Origin of the sequence: Micromonospora sp. NPDC049523 (assembly GCF_040676775.1) — a bacterium.
In the GTDB taxonomy this organism is placed as follows: Bacteria; Actinomycetota; Actinomycetes; order Mycobacteriales; family Micromonosporaceae; genus Micromonospora_G.
Window position 1 is genome coordinate 222,856 of sequence record NZ_JBFAPP010000007.1, and the last position, 13,754, is coordinate 236,609.

Consider the following 13,754-nt stretch of genomic DNA (forward strand, 5'->3'; position numbering starts at 1 on the left):
GATCCGAGAGGAGACGGCGGTGCCCCTGAAACGGAATACGACCACCAAGGGCAAGCGCAAGACCCCCAGCCGTACCCCGCTGAAGGACAGCGATTCGGGCTCCGCCCGCAAGCCCGACCTGATGGACACCGGCGGTACGCTGCGCCGGACGAGCACCCCCACCCGGTTGAACCGATCGCTGACCTCCGACCTGTCCCTGTCCCTGTCCCTGTCCGGCGTCGACCTCTCCGACAGCGACACCGATACCGGGTCGGATTCCTCGTCACAGCCGACCAAACGATCGAAGACCCTGACGCTCACCCGGGCACCCTCCGGCCTCGACCGTTCCGGCGACGAGTCCGACGTGGAGGATCTGCCGGACGCGTCCCTGACGCCGCGACCGCACCACGACCTGCCCGCGATGGCGACCGTACGGATGAAGCCGCTGGTCGTACTCGACGACGACGGCAACGTCAAGAACCTGTTGATCAGTTCCCAGCAGCGCACCCCCTCCCCGTTCGGGGGCCCGATGGGCGACCACACGGTCGCCTGGTCGGCCCTGGTCGACGCCGTACGGGCCAGCGTGCACGGCCTTCCGGTCGACGAGGCGGTCGAGGTGCTCCGGACGGCGCAGGAGCACGCCGAGGCGTGGATGGCCGACCCGGACTCGGCCGGCATGCGGCTGCTCGACATGCTGCCCGACCGGGACCGGCGCGTCGGCCCGCTCGAACACTGGGCCTGGCAGACGACGGCCCAACTCGACAAGGCGACGTCGGCGGCCGAGAGCGGCGACGACAGGGCGGCGGCCACCGCGCTCCAACAGGCGATCGCCCACCACCTCGCCTACCTCAACTACCTCCCGTTCGCCACGGTGCCCGCGGCATCGGAGCGGGGATCGAAGGGGTCGGCGGAATCGGCGAAACGTAAGCGGATCCTCGCCGTCGAGGGCGCCGGGCCGTTGTCGGGCGCGACCTTGGCGACCGACCCCGACCAGGCGAAGAGCCTGCGTGACGACCTGTGGGGCATGTTCGCGTTCGACGCCGCGCTCCGGGAGTCGGACGCCTGGCTGGTGCTCAACCCCACCCTGGTCGACACCGTGAAGGCCGACCACGACAAGCTCAAGGCGCTGTGGGTCCGGCTCGACGCGGAGATGACCAGACACTCCGGTGGCTCCCAGGCGCAGGACGAGGCCCGGGCGATCGAGAAGCTCGCCGAGGAACTCCGGCTGTCCACCACGGAACCGGCGATCATGCGTGCGGCGCTGAAGATCAGGGGCAGCGCCAACCTGCTCTGGAGCGACAACCAGGCCCGACTGAGCACCCGGCAGAAAAGCATCGTCAAGGGGCGGATCGCCCTCGGACCGGCGATGAACGAGGCGGCCACCGCGGTTGACGCCTTCGTCGAACGGGCCCGCGACGCGGTACCCCGCGCCTCCCTCATCCTGGCCAACCTCCTGCACGAACACCAGCGGACGGTGGCCACCTCGTACCCCCGGGCGGTGACCGTCTCGGGCTTCCTCGGGCCGGCCGCCGACACGGACGCCGAGGCCGCCGCCAATGCCGGCAAGGCCGCACTCGACCGGCTCACCATGGAGATGGCAAAGGCCTTCCCGCCTCCGCTGCCCAAGGACGGGGAACCGAAGGCGACCGGCACCCCTCCGATGATCGAGCTGACCCGGGCGGTCGCCGACCGGTACGCCGAGATCGACTCCATCCCGACGCCGGCAACGCGGAACAGCTGGATCAACGACTCCTCGAACGAGGACCTGGTCGTCACGTACGACAGCAGCGCCGCCGATCCGCTGTCGGTCAACGGTCGGGCTGCCGCGCCGACCGGTGTCGCGGGCATGGGCTCGCACACCACGGCGTGGACCGTGGAGGTCGATGCGCTCAAGGCGATGGTCGCCGGCGCGAAGGGTGAGGCGGCGGCGCTCGAGGCGCTGTCCAAGGAGACGCTGCGCGACCTCGGGTCGGAGGTGATGAAGCTGGACCGGCTGCTGCCCGCCGACCAACTGGAGGGCGGCCAACTGCTGGACATCTTCACCCAGGCGGCGGCGGTGCTCAGCGCCACCGACGTGGCCCGGGCCGCCACCGCTTTCCTCAGCTTCCGCAACCTGTTGCCGTTCGCCACCCTCGACGCGGGCGACCGCAGCGGTCACGGCGAGCGTTCCGGCGGGCCGAAGAGCAAGAACTTCGACGGCGATTCGCTCAACGACGCCGCCGGGCTCATCCAGGACGATCTCGCCGACCCGACGAACCGGGCCAAAGCCGTACAGGCGCTGGAGGATGCCGCGAGTGCGCTCGCGAAGGAGGACTGGGGGACGAAGGACAACCTCCGCAAGACCGCCGAGGCCACCGTACGCCGACTGCAGGGCCAGGCGATCGCACTGCGCAAGGGGGCGCCGCGCGATGTCGTGAGCACCATCGTCGGCGTCAGGTCGACCGAACACAGCCGGGTCACCAAGCAGGCCGCGAAACTCGCCAAGGCAACGGCCAGGTGACCACGGTCCGGCCGGAGACACGCAAGGAGGCAGCGGAGACGCATTGATCGTGGTTGTCGGCCGGGCGGCGTACGTCGCGCGCCCGGCCGGCCCGGTGGCCGCGGGAGGTTCCATGCCCGCAGTTCATGCTTTCTTCTCTTATCTGGACATTGACCCCAGGTCCACTTCGTGAAATACAGGTGATCACGCGTCGGCGGGTCAACCGACCGGGGCGCGTCGATTCCAGGAGAGGCGAGCAATGGAACCTGTGTCACCCCCGTCAGCTGCGCCGCCGAGGCCCTCCACGGCCCGGTCCCCCGGCACGTTCGTCAGGCGTCATCGCCGTCCCCTGCTCCGGATCCTGGCCGCGATGGCCACCCTCGGGATCCTGCTCCCCGCGGCGCCGGCCTTCGCCGATCCGCTACAGAACCTGCCGGCGAACGCCGGAGGGTACGAAGCATCGTTCTCCCCCGCCTACGACTACGACGGTGACGGTTGTTACGCCGTCGCGGCCATCAGCCCGGACGGCACGATCAACCCCGGCCTGAACACCACCGGCGCCATCAACGGCAGCTGCCGGGACCAGTCCGACCTGGACAACTCGCAGACGTACGCCCGGTCGAAGTGCAACAACGGGTGGTGCGCGATCGTCTACGCCAGCTACTTCGAGAAGGACCAGGCGGTGCACGGCAGCGGCCTCGGCGGCCACCGGCACGACTGGGAGCACGTCATCTCCTGGGTCAACCAGGCGTCCAACCAGGTCGAGTACGTGACCACCACGCAGCACAGCAGCCAGCGGACCTACCCGCGCTCGCAGGTGCGATTCGACGGATCGCACCCCAAGGTCGTCTACCACAAGGACGGCGCGTCGACGCACTTCTTCCGGCTCGCCAACGGCAACGACGACCCGCCGGAGAACCACTACCACAACTGGCGTCAGCCGCCCATCGTGGACTGGAACGGGTGGCCCAGCACGCAGTTGCGAGACAGGCTGATGAACGCGAACTTCGGCTCCGCGAGCATCAAGATCAAGGACGGTTCGTTCGAGTACCTGCTGAACGTGTCCAAGCCCGCCGAGATCCCGTTCAACCCGCAGGGCTGAACCTGGCCGCTACCGGAGGACCGCCGTTGCGGCGGCGGTCCTCCGCGCGTACGGCACGGGGTGCCGGTGACCGATCGCCCCGGACGACGGTTCAGGCCTTGAGGGGCGGGGTGAGACCGTCGAACCAGTTCCGGGCCGCTCGGGCGGAGGCGCCCTCCCGGTCACCGGTCACCCGGATGACGTCCAGGGTCGCCAACTCCTCGGGGGTCAGCGTCAGGTCGGCGGCGGCGGTGTTCTCCTCAAGGTAGGTGACCCGGCGGGTGCCGGGAATCGGCACCACGTCCGGCGCCTTGGCGAGCAGCCAGGCCAGCGCCACCTGACCGGGCGTGGCCGCGTGCTGCGCGGCGATCCGCCGGACGACGTCCAGGGTGCTCAGGTTCCTGCTGATGTTCTCGTCGGAGTACCACGGCATGCCTCGGCGATGGTCGTTCTCGCCCAGGTCGTCGCGGGAGGTCAGGGTTCCGGTGAGGGCACCGCGACCGAGCGGGCTGTAGGGCACGACGCTGATGCCGAGTTCTCGGCAGACCGGCAGGATCTCGTCTTCGATCTCACGGGCCCACAGCGACCATTCGGTCTGCAGGGCCGTGATCGGGTGTACGGCGACGGCCCGGCGCAGCGTGTCCGGCGCCGCCTCGGACAGACCCAGGTGCCGAACCTTCCCCTCCGTGACGAGTTCGGCCATCGCGCCGACCGTCTCCTCGATCGGGGTGTTCGGGTCGACCCGGTGCTGGTAATAGAGGTCGATATGGTCCGTACGCAGCCGCTTCAGCGACCGGTCGACGGCCTGGCGGACGTAGCCGCGCGTCCCGTTGATCTCTGCCGTGGCGCCGCCGAACGGGGCGGCGACGATGCCGAACTTCGTGGCGAGCACCACCTTGTCGCGCCGACCGGCGATTGCCCTGCCGAGGATCTCCTCGCTGTCGCCGTAACCGTCGGCGGTGTCGAGCAGGGTCACGCCCAACTCCACCGCGCGGTCGACGATTTCTCGTGCTGCCCGATCGCCGTCGTAGCCTGCCTGGCCGTAGGGGTTGGCGAAGCTCATCGCTCCGTAGCCGACGGCACCGACGGGCAGCTTGTCCGGGCCGAGATGGCGCACTGGGATAGACATCGGGCGGACCCAGCCTCTCCTGGTAGATAGGTGCTTCCTGGGCAGATGCCCACGAGGACGCGATGTCCTCAACTGAAGACAAAGCTATGTCCTCAACTGGGGACATGCAAGTCCGAGGCATTCGATTCGGGAAATAGTGACGAGCGGCTCGAAACCGCCACGCACAGTGGGCCGAGCACCACCGGACAGGTCGGAGGTTCCCCGACACGGTGGCCGAGCCCTGCGCGTTGGGGGGCTACGGGGCCGACGGAGGTTCGAGGGGTCCCGCCGCGTGCCGCTTCGCGGCCTCTGGCGTCGCCGAGACGGCGTCGAGCGCCGCCTCGAGGTAGGGCACCAGCGAGCCCACGTCCGCGGTGGTGAAGGCGGTGTTTCCGAGCACGTCGCGCATGAGCTGCACCCCGGAGCAGATCGCGATCAACAGGACGGCCCGCCCGGCCGCGTCCGGGCCGGAAAGCTCGTCGGTCACCGCCCGCTGGTAGTTGCGTTCGAGGTGGTCGCGCATGATCTTGGCAGCACGCTCGTTGGACGCCGACCGCAAGGCGATCAACATGCCGTCCGCCGGCTCGGGACTGTTGTCGACCAGCAGAGCCCGGGCCGCCTCGGCGTTGTGCCCCGGCCCCATCAGCAGTGTCTTCTCGAAGGCAAGCGCGACGACCTCGGCGAACAGGCCTTCCTTGGAGCCGAAGTAGCGGCCGATCAGCCGCGGATCGACACCGGCACGGGCGCCGATGTCACGGATCCCGGCCTGGTCGTAGCCGAGTTCGGCGAAGACCTCCCGCGCCGCGCGTAGGACCGCCTCGCGAGTCGCGGCGGCATCACGACGCCGAGGAGGTACGGGCTCGGGCGTCGACGGACGCCGGGCTCCGCTCACCTGCTCACTGGTCACACGAGCCAGGATACGTTGGTCGTCACACCCGTCCGGCGGTCACGCCCACACCCGTACCCACCCAGACGGCACCCGCGGCGGCGATCACCGCCCGGACGGAACCGAGGCGGCGAGCGCCTCCTGTCACGGGTTGCCCTGCGCGGAGGAGACGGCGAAGAACCCGGCGTAGGGAGTGTCCTTGAAGTGCTCGCCCATGAGGCGGCTGAACAACAGGACGGCCGGCAGCGGTCGGTGGTTCATGACCAGGCGCTGCACCTGTCCCCGCTCATTGCGGTAGACCACGGCGATGTTGGCTATGGGCTGGCCCTGGATCCGGGACGAGTAGTCCTCGACGAAGCCATTCTCCCCGTAGTCCCCGACGTACACGAACTCCTGGTATTCGTACAGGGTGCGGGCGTACGCCAGAAGTGTCCGTACGGCGTCGGCGCCGTGGACTATGCCGTTGAGAACCGCACCCTCCATCGACACGTCATCGGCCAGTTCATTCAGCCAGGTCGGGCGGTAATCGGTCCGCCGCCGGGCCGGATCACCACTTCCGAGGTAGGTCACGACAAAAATCGTATCGCCGCAGAATGTGTCGTGGTCCCGAACCACGCCACCGCACCGGGCCCGGCCGGCACCAGGCGGCGCGGGGCCGAGGGACGGGGTCGTCGGATCCGACGGTACCCGTCCCTCGGCCGGACAATCAGTGGCGCTACCCGGCGTAGGTCTCGAACTCGGCGACCCTCGGCGTGGCGGTCGCGCTGGTGATCCTGAAGGTGATCTTGCTCAGTGCGGTCGCGGGGAAGGTGATGACACCCGCCCCGCTGCCGGAGGTCAGCACGGCACCGGTGCCGTGGTTGATCACCTGCCAGGAGCCGATGCTGCCCACGGCGCCCGCCGCCTCCCGGATGTTGATCCTGGAAACCGTGGTGGCGGAACCCCACTTGATCGAGATGTCACCGGTCGAGCCCGCCGGCGACCAGTAGGTGCTCAGGTTGCCGTCCCGCACGTCCCCGTAGCCCGTCCCGCTGGCCTTGCTGGAACCGTCGGAGCCGGCCCCGATGCTGAGGTTGGTCCCGCTGGGCTGCGTGGGCGTAGGAGTCGGCGTGGTCGGCGTAGGAGCCGGCGGTGTGGTCGTCGGGGTGGTGGGCGTCGGCGTAGGGCGGGTCGGAGTCGGCGACGGTGTCTGCGGTGAGCAGCTGCCGTTCGACTCCTGCAGACCCGTGTTGGCGCCCGCCGTCTGACGGACGACGTCCGGTACGCAACTCGCCCCGTCGAGGCTGTAGGAGTACGGGATGCTGACGGTGGTGTTGGACTGCGGATTGGGTCCGGCGGGGTTGTTGTCCGTGCCGGGGGCGGACCAGGTCACGTTGTCGAAGATGTTGCCGGCGACCTGCCAGAAGCCCGCCTCGTCGGTGTAGAAGGTGCCGAGGACGTCCTTGGAGTTCCTGAAGTGGTTGTTCTCCACCTTGGCGCGGGCACCGGCCCGGGAGTTGATGCCGGACTCGTGCAGGCTCACGTAGGAGTTGTTGTAGATGTGCGCGATTCCGCCACGCAACAGCGGCGTACGGGAATCGATGTTCTCGTACAGGTTGTGGTGGAACGTGACGAAGCCGTTCGAGCGGTCGCTCTCACTGGACCCGATCAGCCCGCCACGGCCGGAATTGCGCAGGATGCTGTAGGAGAGGGTCACGTACTGGGTGTTGTCCTTCATGTCGAACAGGCCGTCGAATCCCTCCGACTCCCCACCCGACGCTTCCAGGGTGACGTGGTCGACCCAGACGTTGCGGACGGTGCTCTCCATGCCGATGGCGTCACCACCGTTGGACGTGGGCGAGCCCGACTTCTTGACGTTCCGTACGGTCACGTTCCGGATGATGATGTTGCTGGAGTCGCGGATGTGGATACCCAGCTGGTCGAAGACGGCTCCACTGCCGACGCCGATGATCGTGACATTGCTGATCTGCTTGAGTTCGATCACGCCGGCAGCGGTGTTGCAGCTGTCACCGGACACCTTGGTGGTGTTGCCGTGGTTGATGGTCCCGGTGACCTCGATGACGATCGGGGTACTGCTACTGGCCCGGCCACACAGCGCCGCGTGGATGGCGGTCCCCGTGGTGGCCCGCACCGTTTGCCCGCCCGCACCGCCGGTGGTCCCGCCGTTCTGCGTCGCGTACCCGGTGGCGCTGCCCACCGCGGCCGAGGCCTGGGGTGTCGGCAGGGCCACCACGATCGCGGCCCCGACGGCCGCCGTGGCCAGCGCCGCCTGGAGTCGCAGTGCGACTGGTCGTCTCATCTTGTCTCACCTTCGTCTTGTGGGCCGGGTGGTGGTTCGAAAAGCCGTGCTCAGATCTGCGCGCCGAGGTTGGGGTAGGCGGTCGGTCGAAGGAACGAGGAGGTGCGGATGCTGCCATCGGGGTTACGTGGCCCGGTGATGGTGGCGGGATCGGTGCTGGCGAGATCGGCCGCGCTCCAGGTGCTCTTGATGTCCCAGGAGTTGCCGCTGCCGGTCGAGGATCCGAGGGAGACACCGGCCCCGTTGGCGACGGCCAGGTTGGCGGTGAGTACGGAGGTGGAGTTGGCGAACTTGAAGCCACCGTCGCCGTTGCGCCAGGCGGTGTTGCGTTCGACCCGGATGGAACCGGGGTTGCCGTTGTCGATGAAGCCGCCCTGGGCGTTGTCGAACGCGATGCTGTTGCGAATGGTGTGGTTGGCCGGCGGATCGGGATCGCCGCCGCCCATCTTGAAGCCGTTGCCGTCGCCCGCGAAGTCGGGGAAGCCCCACCGGTCGACGCCGTTGCCCCAGGCCACGGAGTTCTCGATCACGATGGGTGAGGTGAACAGCCAGGCGTCGAAGCCGTCGTCGACGTTGTTCCACAGCCGGGCGCCGCGTACGACGTTGCCGCTGCCGCCGCCCTCCTTGATCGCCAGGCCGTCGGCGCTCTCCCCGTTCTTGCGCGGATCACGGTTGCCGTAACTGTCGAGGTTGAGCACCTGGTTGTAGCTGGCGGCGCCCTGGATCTGCAGGCCAGACTCGTAGTTGTCGCGGGTGATCAGGCGATCGAAGATGTTGTTGTTGCAGTCGCGGCAGAAGATGGCGTACGGCCCATGGATGATCTCCAGGTCGCGGATCCGCCAGTAGTCGGCTTCCATGTGCAGCAGGCCGCGTTCGGCGTTGGGAATACTGCCGTTGAGTGGTGCGGGGGTGTGTGGCAGGCTCTCCCCGTCGAGGACGACCTTCTCGCCGTTGTAGCTGGTGATGGTGTACGGGTTGGCGGCGGTCCCGTCCTTCGTGATCTGGACGTTGGTGCTGAACTGGTACGTGCCGCCCCGCAGTGCGATCGTGCTGCCCGGCGTGGCCAGGCTGACCGCCCGTCCCAGCGTGGCCAGCGGCGCCGCGAGGGTCCCGGGATTGGCGTCGTTGCCGTTCGGCGCCACGATCAGGGAACCCGTTGGCGGCGGGCTCGTCGGCGGCGGTGCTGTCGGCGTACGGGTCGGGGTCGGGGTCGGGCCGGCCGTGGTAGGGGTCGGATTCGTCGTACCGGTGTCGCCGACCGTCACGTCGTCGAACGACGCGGTCGCGTAGAGGGTCTGCAGGCCGATCCGTCCGGTGGCCGCGACGCTGCTGGTGCCCGAGCCGATCACGGCGCCGTCGACCGTGGCGGTGATGTTGCCGCCGGACACCGTGAGGCCGAGGGTGTACCAGGTTCCGGTCGAGACGGTCCGGGCGGCTTCGGCGAGGACGGCGACCGTACCGCTGTTGACCACCTGGAGCTGGACCCGGTTGCCGGGCAGCAACGCCAGCCGGTAGAACGTGGTCGAACTCTTCGCCCGGGCCAGCAGGCCGACCAGGCCTTCCGAGCCGAAGCCGCCGGGCTTCACCCGAACGGTCACGGTGTACGCCGCCCAGCTGGTCGATCCGCTGAACTCGCGGGCGTTGGCGCTGCCGACGTTGCTCTGCTGCAACGCCCGGGACCCGTCGGTCACCACCGCCCAGGTCCCGCCGGACTTCGACCACCCGTCGGCGTTGCCGTCCTCGAAGTTGTCACTGAACAACGTGGCGGCGAATGCCACCTGGCCGAACATCGCCGCCACCGCGCTGAAGAGGGCCACCGCCGCGGCGACCCACTGCCAGCGTCGGCGCCGTGATCGCGCAACGTCCTGTCGATCCATTGCAAAACCTCCGAACGGTACGGCCATCGGGTCCACGGCAGCAGGAAGGCACTTCCCGCTGCCGGGCCTGGTCCACGGAGCCGGCTGGTGGCGGTGACCCTCCCGATGAGGGACGCGGGGCAACCGCCACCAGCCCGGCGTCGGCTAGCGGTAGGTGATGTCGGAGCTGCTGTAGATGCAGTTGACGCCGTCCGCGCCCTCGCCGATCAGGACGGGTTCGCTACCGCTGGACACACCGCGGTACTTCTGGCACACGGTGGCGTCGCCGTAGATGGTGATCCGGGTGAAGCGCGCGGTGTCACCCCAGTTGGTGTTGATGCCGGCGACCGCGTCGGCGTTGCGTACCGTGACGTTGTCCATGACGACGTGCCGCTGGTACGACGTGGAGCAGTTGCCGCAGCCGCGGTAGAGCTTGCCGATGTTCTCCGCGTAGAAGCCGGAGATGTGCACCGTTCCGGAGCCGTTGTGCTGGAACACCTTGTCCGAGGCGGCTCGGGCGCCGCCGCCGATGACGTTGTAGGTGGTACCGCCGCGGAAGGTGGCGGCGTCCTCGCCCACGTCCTCCCACCAGACGTTGCGGATGGTGCAGTTGCCCTCGCAGTGGATCCCGTCACCGGCGGGCGCACCGAGGATGACGTTCTGGATGGTGGCGCCGGCGGCGAGTTCGAAGACGGGATCTTGGCTCTCGCCCTGGCCGCCGTCGCCGATGCAGCAGTAGCGGCGCATCCCGCCGTCGAAGGTGCCGGTTACCTGGATCGTGCCGTTGTTGACCGGCGCGTTGCCGGTCGGCGTCGGCCAGGTCGTCGTGGGCGGCGGGGCCGAGGTGGTGGGCGGGTTGTTCGGCGTCGTCGTCGGGTTCGCCGTCGGCGGGGTGGTGCCCGAGGTCGTGACGGACACGTCGTCGTACGCGGCGCTGGCGTACACGGTCTGCAGGCCGATGCGGCCGGCGGCGGACACCGAACTGGATCCCTGCGCGATCTGGGCCCCGTCCACGGTCGCGCGTACGGTCGTGCCGTTGACCTCGATCGCGAGGGTGTACCAGGTGCCGGTGGCGACCGTACGGGAGACACCGCCGATGATCGTCACCGTGCTGCCCTTGACGGCCTGCAGTTGCGCCTGGTTGCCGGGCAGCAGGGCCAGCCGGTAGAACGTCGTGGATCCGCTGGCTCGGGCGAGCAACCCGACGTGGCCGCCGGAGCCCAGGCTCAGCGGCTTGACCCGCGCCTGCACGGTGTAGGCCGTCCAGCCGGTCGAACCGTTGAAGAACCGGGCGTTCTCACTGCCGGCATTGGACTGCCGCACCGTTTGCGAACCGTCCGCGACAACCGCCCAGGTGCCGCCCGACTTGGACCAGTCGCTGGTGTTGCCGTCCTCGAAGTTGTCGCCGAACACGGTGGCGGCCTGCGCCGTGTGGCTGAAGCCGATGGTGCCGGCGATCAGCGCCGCGACCGCGCCGGTGACCAGCGACCACCGACCCCATCGTCGGCGGGCCGAGGGACGAGAGAACATGACGAACCTCCAGGGTTGGGACGGGTGGCGTGGAGTGGGGTGGGGTCCACACACGTGTGGCGCACGGCGCTGCGCACCCGAGGGCAGTCGCCACCGGATCGGTGACGTCGGGAACTCCCACAGGAAAGCGCGTTCCTGGGGTCCTTGCTAGATCACGTCGGAAATCTTCGCGCCCTGCGCGGCCAACCCTCGAATGCTGTTATCCGGGGGCCGGGTCGCGCGTCAACGAAGGCAGGGCCCGCTCAGCCGTGATGCACGTGCCGCGACCGCGCAGGCCGGGCCGCCCAGCCAGAGGACGATCCATGCAAATATTGCGATCGCGTACGAAGGGAGGTGGTCGGCATGAGGACAGCGGTCGATCCCGCCCTCGTCAGCGCGGCCCGCAGCGGTGACGAAGACGCGATGGCGGCCCTGGTCGCCGAGGCCATGCCACTGGTCTACAACGTGGTGGGCAAGGCACTGCACGGCAGTTCCGACGTCGACGACGTGGTCCAGGAAACCATGCTGCGCGTCGTACGGGGCATCGCCGGGCTCAAGGATCCGGAGAGCTTCCGAGCCTGGGTGATCTCGATCGCGTACCGCCAGATGCAGGACCGCGGCCGTTCGATCCGGGTCGCGACCGCGCTGGGGCCCCTCGTCGGCGACGTCTCCCAGTGGCCCGACCCGGCCGGTGACTTCGTCGACTCGACCATGTTCCGGCTCCACCTGTCCGGTGAGCGCCGCGAGACCCACGAGGCCGCCCGTTGGCTCAGCGCCGAGGAGCAGCGCGTACTGAGGCTGTGGTGGCGGGAGGCGGCCGGCACGCTCACCCGCGCCGACCTCGCCAGAGAACTCCGGCTCAGCACCGGTCACGCGGCGGTACGCGTACAGCGGGCGAAGGCACAGCTCGTGCTCGCCCGTACGCTCCTGCGCGCCTGGCATGCGATCCCGCGATGCGCCGAGCTGACCGCCGCGGCGGCGAAGCTGGCCGGGCCGTCCGATCCACGCTGGTTGAAGCACCTCGGCCGGCACGTACGGCGGTGCGAACTCTGTCTCGCCCACGAGCGGGAACTCATACCGGCGGAACATCTGCTCGCGGGCGCCAACCTCGCGCCGATGCTCGCGGGACTGGCCGGATCCGCGGGTGCCGCGGCCACCGTCGGCAGTGCGGCCGCGCCCCTCTGGGGAGCGTGGGACCTGGTCCAGCGGGCCGTCAGGTACCTCATGGCGAACCTCCTGCCGGTCGGGGGAATCGTCGCGGTCGCGACGACCACGGTTTTCGTCTACGCGGTGTACTACCCGCCGTACCAGGACGGTCCCGAACTCGCGATTCCGTCGGCGGAAGCGACCGGCCCGGCGTCACCGGGCGCGCCCACCGCGGGTCCGGCCACCCCGGCACCGGCGACCCCACGGCCGGCGGGCGGGTTCAACGGCGTCACGACCGCCTCGTACTACGTCGCGCCCGAGGGCAGCGACACCAACCCCGGCAGTCTCGACCGCCCCTTCGCCACCCTGGAGAAGGCGACGGCGGTGGTCGGTCCGGGCGAGACGATCGCGCTGCGCGGCGGTGTGTACCGACCCAGCCGATCGGTCGAGATCACCACGAGTGGCACGGCGGATCGGCGGATCGTGCTCAGCAACTACCGCGACGAGAAACCGGTCGTCGACGCGGCCCGGATCCCGGCCGGAGCGCCGTACGTCAATCAGCGGGCGAGCTACTGGACGGTGCAGGGCCTGGAGGTGCAGGGGGCGCCCGAGCACGCGTACGTGTGCCGGTCGTGCTCGTACAACGTCTTCCGAGCGCTGTCGTTTCACGACAACGGCCAGACCGGACTGTTGCTGCGCGACCCCGACACCACCGGCAACCTGGTGGTCGACAGCGACTTCTTCGGCAACCACGACAACCCGACGAACGGCGAGTACGCCGACGGCCTGGGCATCGAGTACGGCTCCGGCACCGGCAACGTGGTGCGCAACTGCCGGCTGTACGAGAACGCCGACGACGGACTGGGGCTGCACGAGTTCACCAGCCCGGTCACGATCGAGCACACCTGGGCGTACGGCAACGGCGTGAACCGCTGGGGCATCGCCCCCTTCGACGGCGACGGCTACGGCTTCAAGCTCGGCGGCGGCACCCGACCCGGTCCGGTCGACCACGTGATCACCGGCAGCGCGGCATGGGACAACGCCGGGTACGGGTTCACCGAGAGCGGTAACTCCGGCGCACTGACGGTTCGCGGCAACACGGCCTTCCGGAACGGGAAGACCGGCTTCGCTTTCGAGCGATCGACCTCGCTCCTGCGCCACAACCTGGCCGTCGGGAACGGCCGCGAGTCCACCCTCGGCGACGGTGTGGACGCGGCGGAGAACTCCTGGGACCAGGACGGCTGGAACGCTGCCGCGCTGCTCAGCACCGACCCGGCCTCGGCGTTGGCGCCGAGATCACCGGACGGCCGGCTGCCGGCGACCACCTTCCTGACCAACACCAGGGACAAGCGCATCGGCGCCGCCATGACCCCGGGCGGATAGGCCGTTCCCGTCGGCCGGTACGCGTGCG

Annotated in this window: 9 protein-coding genes; 3 read left to right on the forward strand and 6 right to left on the reverse strand. The window is 69.2% G+C overall.

What is annotated here, in order from left to right; all coding sequences use genetic code 11:
- Window positions 1-19: 19 nt before the first annotated feature.
- Together AB0J90_RS13375 and AB0J90_RS13380 are read left to right on the forward strand one after the other, a co-directional pair.
- Window positions 20-2,479, forward strand: a complete 2,460-nt coding sequence (locus AB0J90_RS13375) for a hypothetical protein (protein ID WP_363595440.1) — start codon at window positions 20-22, stop codon at window positions 2,477-2,479.
- A 349-nt stretch (window positions 2,480-2,828) separates the two neighbouring features.
- The gene (locus tag AB0J90_RS13380; RefSeq protein WP_363595442.1) at window positions 2,829-3,560 is read left to right on the forward strand and encodes an NPP1 family protein; all 732 of its coding nucleotides are present in this window, start codon (window positions 2,829-2,831) and stop codon (window positions 3,558-3,560) included.
- Between the two features lie 91 nt (window positions 3,561-3,651).
- Here the strand turns inward: AB0J90_RS13380 and AB0J90_RS13385 are convergent, their stop codons facing one another.
- From AB0J90_RS13385 to AB0J90_RS13410, 6 genes are all read right to left on the reverse strand, one after another.
- Complete coding sequence (locus AB0J90_RS13385) at window positions 3,652-4,668, reverse strand: aldo/keto reductase (protein ID WP_363595444.1); 1,017 nt, start codon at window positions 4,666-4,668, stop codon at window positions 3,652-3,654.
- A 235-nt stretch (window positions 4,669-4,903) separates the two neighbouring features.
- Window positions 4,904-5,554: a TetR family transcriptional regulator gene (locus AB0J90_RS13390; protein ID WP_363595446.1), complete on the reverse strand. Its 651-nt coding sequence runs from the start codon at window positions 5,552-5,554 to the stop codon at window positions 4,904-4,906.
- Window positions 5,555-5,677: 123 nt separating this feature from the next.
- On the reverse strand, window positions 5,678-6,103 hold the full coding sequence (locus AB0J90_RS13395; protein ID WP_363595448.1) for a hypothetical protein: 426 nt from the start codon (window positions 6,101-6,103) through the stop codon (window positions 5,678-5,680).
- 145 nt (window positions 6,104-6,248) lie between these two features.
- Window positions 6,249-7,832, reverse strand: a complete 1,584-nt coding sequence (locus AB0J90_RS13400) for a polysaccharide lyase family 1 protein (protein ID WP_363595450.1) — start codon at window positions 7,830-7,832, stop codon at window positions 6,249-6,251.
- Between the two features lie 50 nt (window positions 7,833-7,882).
- Window positions 7,883-9,709: a right-handed parallel beta-helix repeat-containing protein gene (locus AB0J90_RS13405; RefSeq protein ID WP_363595452.1), complete on the reverse strand. Its 1,827-nt coding sequence runs from the start codon at window positions 9,707-9,709 to the stop codon at window positions 7,883-7,885.
- A gap of 144 nt (window positions 9,710-9,853) precedes the next feature.
- On the reverse strand, window positions 9,854-11,218 hold the full coding sequence (locus AB0J90_RS13410; RefSeq protein ID WP_363595454.1) for a pectate lyase: 1,365 nt from the start codon (window positions 11,216-11,218) through the stop codon (window positions 9,854-9,856).
- Window positions 11,219-11,560: 342 nt separating this feature from the next.
- Here AB0J90_RS13410 and AB0J90_RS13415 point away from each other — a divergent pair, with 342 nt between their 5' ends.
- The gene (locus AB0J90_RS13415) at window positions 11,561-13,726 is read left to right on the forward strand and encodes a sigma-70 family RNA polymerase sigma factor (RefSeq protein WP_363595456.1); all 2,166 of its coding nucleotides are present in this window, start codon (window positions 11,561-11,563) and stop codon (window positions 13,724-13,726) included.
- The last annotated feature ends 28 nt before the right edge of the window (window positions 13,727-13,754 follow it).

Coding starts and splice junctions, on each gene's coding strand:
- AB0J90_RS13405 (WP_363595452.1), bottom strand. CDS start 9,709: ATGGATCGACAGGACGTTGCGCGATCACGGCGCCGACGCTGGCAGTGG.
- AB0J90_RS13410 (WP_363595454.1), bottom strand. CDS start 11,218: ATGTTCTCTCGTCCCTCGGCCCGCCGACGATGGGGTCGGTGGTCGCTG.
- AB0J90_RS13415 (WP_363595456.1), top strand. CDS start 11,561: ATGAGGACAGCGGTCGATCCCGCCCTCGTCAGCGCGGCCCGCAGCGGT.
- AB0J90_RS13380 (WP_363595442.1), top strand. CDS start 2,829: ATGGCCACCCTCGGGATCCTGCTCCCCGCGGCGCCGGCCTTCGCCGAT.
- AB0J90_RS13385 (WP_363595444.1), bottom strand. CDS start 4,668: ATGTCTATCCCAGTGCGCCATCTCGGCCCGGACAAGCTGCCCGTCGGT.
- AB0J90_RS13400 (WP_363595450.1), bottom strand. CDS start 7,832: ATGAGACGACCAGTCGCACTGCGACTCCAGGCGGCGCTGGCCACGGCG.